Below are 3,524 nucleotides of genomic sequence, written 5' to 3'. Positions count from 1 at the left end.
CGCCACTGTCACGCACGGACGCCGCCAGCCGCGCCGCCTGCTCCCGCACCGCCTCACGCGACTTCGCCGACACCGCCCACGGCAGCCACACCGGGGCCTGGGCCGGCTCCACGTCGGCCTCGTCGGCCGGCTCCGGTTCCGGGGCCTGCTCGAGGATGAGGTGGCCGTTGGTGCCGCTGATGCCGAAGGAGGAGATGCCGGCGCGGCGGGGCCGGCCGGCGTCCGGCCAGGGGGTGGCCTCGGTGACCAGGCGGACGGCACCGCCGGACCAGTCGACGACCGAGGTGGGTTCGGTGATGTGCAGGCTCCTGGGCACCATGCCGTGCCGCATGGCGAGCACCATCTTCATCATGCCGCCGACGCCCGCGGCGGCCTGGGTGTGGCCGATGTTCGACTTCAGCGAGCCGAGCAGCAGCGGCCGGTCGGCGGGACGGTCCTGGCCGTACGTGGCGAGGATGGCCTGGGCCTCGATCGGGTCGCCGAGCGGGGTGCCGGTGCCGTGCGCCTCGACCACGTCGACCTCGGCGGCGGACAGTCCGGCGTTGGCGAGGGCCTGGCGGATGACGCGCTGCTGCGAGGGCCCGTTGGGGGCGGTGAGGCCGTTGGAGGCACCGTCCTGGTTGATGGCGGAGCCGCGGATGACGGCGAGGACGGGGTGGCCGTTGCGGCGGGCGTCGGACAGGCGCTCCAGCAGGACGAGGCCGACGCCCTCGGCGAAGCCCATGCCGTCGGCGCCCTCGGCGAACGCCTTGCAGCGGCCGTCGGGGGCCAGCCCGCGCTGCCGGGAGAACTCCACGTAGGGCTCGGGGGTGGACATGATGGTGACGCCGCCGGCCAGGGCCATGGTGCACTCGCCGGTGCGCAGCGACTGCAGGGCCAGGTGCAGGGCGACCATGGAGGACGAGCAGCCGGTGTCCATGGTGACGGCGGGGCCCTCGAAGCCGTACGTGTAGGACAGGCGGCCGGAGGCGATGCTGGAGGCGTTGCCGGTCATGAGGTGGCCGGCCAGCTGCTCCTGGGCGGCGGCGCCGCCCAGGCGGACCTGGTAGTCGGTGTTGATGGTGCCGACGAAGACCCCGGTGGCGGTGGAGCGCAGGGTCTCCGGGTCGATGCCGGCGCGTTCGAACGTCTCCCAGGAGGTCTCCAGGAGCAGGCGCTGCTGCGGGTCCATGGCGAGGGCCTCGCGCGGGGAGATCCCGAAGAAGGCCGGGTCGAATCCGGCGACGTCCTGGATGAAGCCGCCCTCACGGCTGTAGGTGGTGCCCTGCCGTTCGGAGTCGGGGTCGTACATCGAGTCGAGGTCCCAGCCGCGGTCGGCGGGCGGGGTGGACACCGCGTCGACCTCGGCGACCATCAGGTCCCAGAGTTCCTCGGGGCTGGTGACCCCTCCGGGGAAGCGGCAGGCCATGGCGACCACGGCCATCGGCTCGTCGGTGACACCGGCCGCGACGACCACGGGTGCGGCGGTGCGCCGCTCCTCGCCGAGCAGCCGGTCCTTGAGGTGGTCGACGACGGCGGCGGTGTTGGGGTGGTCGAACAGGAGCGTCGTGGGCAGCTTGACGTCGGTGGCGGCGGTGATGCGGTTGCGCACCTCGACGGCGGTGAGCGAGTCGAAGCCCAGGTCCTTGAAGGCGCGGTGCACGTCGACGGCCTCGGGCGAGGCGTGGCGCAGGGCGGTGGCGACCTCGGCGCGGACCAGGTCGGTGAGCAGGCGGTCCTGGTCGGCGGGGGCGAGGCCGCGCAGCCGGTCGCGCAGGGCGTGGGTGTCGGGCGCGGCGGCCTTGGCGGCCTCCAGGGCGCGGCGGACCTCGGGCAGGTCGCCGATGAGGGGGCTGGGCCGGGCGGCGGTCAGGACGCCGGCGTACGACGGCCAGTCGACGTCGACGACGGTGGCGTGCGAGGCGCCCTCGGTGACGGCGGCGCGCAGCGCGGCGACGGCGGTGTCGGGCGCCATCGGGGTGAGCCCGTCGTGGCGCATCCGGTCGGTGAGGACGTCGGCGGTGGCCATGCCGGCGTCGGCCCAGGGGCCCCAGGCGACGGAGGTGACGGGCAGGCCGGCGGCGCGGCGCTGCTCGGCGACGGCGTCGAGGTAGGCGTTGGCGGCGGCGTAGTTGGCCTGTCCGGCGTTGCCGAGGACGCCGACGATGGAGGAGAACAGCACGAACATCGACAGGTCGTGTTCGCGGGTGAGGTCGTGCAGGTGGGCGGTGCCGAGGGTCTTGGGGCGCAGGACGGCGTCGAAGCGGTCCGGGGTGAGGGCGTCGAGGACGCCGTCGTCGAGGACGCCCGCGGCGTGGACGACACCGGTGAGCGGCAGGTCGGCGGGGAGGGACGCGAGGAGGCCGGCGAGCTGGTCGCGGTCGGCGACGTCGCAGTCGGCGACGGTGACGCGGGCGCCGTGGGCGGTGAGTTCGGCGGTCAGGTCGGCGACACCGGGCGCGTCGGGGCCGCGGCGGCTGGTGAGGACCAGGTGCCGGGTGCCGGCGGCGGCCAGGGAGCGGGCGACGTGGGCGCCGAGCGCGCCGGTGCCGCCGGTGATCAGGACGGTGTCGTGCGCCGCCCAGGTGCCGGTGGGGTCGGCGTCGCCGGTGGGTTCGGGCAGCGGCATCCGGGCGAGCCGTCGGGCGTAGGAGCCTGCGGCGCGCACGGCGAGCTGGTCCTCGGTGCCGCCGAGGAGGCCGGGCAGGCGGTCGAGGGCGCGCGGGTCGGGGGTGGGGGGCAGGTCGACGAGTCCGCCCCAGGTGTCCGGGAGTTCGAAGGCGACGGCGCGGCCGAAGCCCCAGGTCTCGGCCTGGACGGGCGAGGTCAGCGGGTCCCGGCTGTCGACGGAGACGGCGCCGCGGGTGAGCGCCCACAGGCGGGTACCGGTGCCGGCGAGGGCGTGCGTCAGGTCCTTGACGGCGGCGAGGCCGCGCGGGAGGGCGGGGTGGTCGGGGTGCGGCCGCTCGTCGAGGGCGAGCAGCGACAGCACTCCGGCGGGGTCCTCGCCGTCGGGGGTGGTGAGCAGGGCGGTGAGGGCGGCGGTGTCCTCGTCGCCGGTGAGGTCGTGGCGTTCGACGCGCAGGCCGCGGGCGGTGAGGGCGGTGAGGACGTCGTCGATCCAGGGGTCGTCGGCGTGCCCGGCCGGGACGAGCGCGGGCCAGCGGCCGGCGGGGACGGGTCCGGCGGCACCGGTCAGCGGGGTCCAGTGGACGCGGTGGCGCCAGGAGTCGAGGGTGGTGCGCAGGGTGCGGCGGCGGCGCCAGGAGGCGAGGGCGGGCAGCAGGCTGCTGAAGGCCTCGGTGTCGTCGCCGGTGATGTCCAGGACGGTGGACAGACGGGTGACGTCACCGCTCTCGACGGCGGACCAGAACTCGCCGTCGGCGGGGTCGCCGCCGGTGCCGGCGGGCCGGTCGGTCTCGTCGGGGGTGAGCCAGTACCAGTCGCGGCGGAAGGGGTAGGTGGGGAGGTCGACGCGGCGGGGGCGGGTGCCGGCGTAGAAGGCGTCCCAGTCGACGTCGGCGCCGTACGCCCACGCCTCACCG

General features: G+C 75.8%; 1 protein-coding gene. It reads right to left on the bottom strand.

The features are described from left to right. The coding region (locus tag ACF1DX_RS38990) for an SDR family NAD(P)-dependent oxidoreductase (protein WP_391795877.1) at positions 1-3,524 on the bottom strand (3,524 nt) is incomplete at both ends.

Source organism: Streptomyces sp. NPDC014676 (assembly GCF_043084105.1).
Taxonomy (GTDB): Bacteria; Actinomycetota; Actinomycetes; order Streptomycetales; family Streptomycetaceae; genus Streptomyces.
The sequence above is the reverse complement of the archived record's forward strand: the minus strand, read 5'-3'. Positions and strand labels throughout refer to the sequence as shown.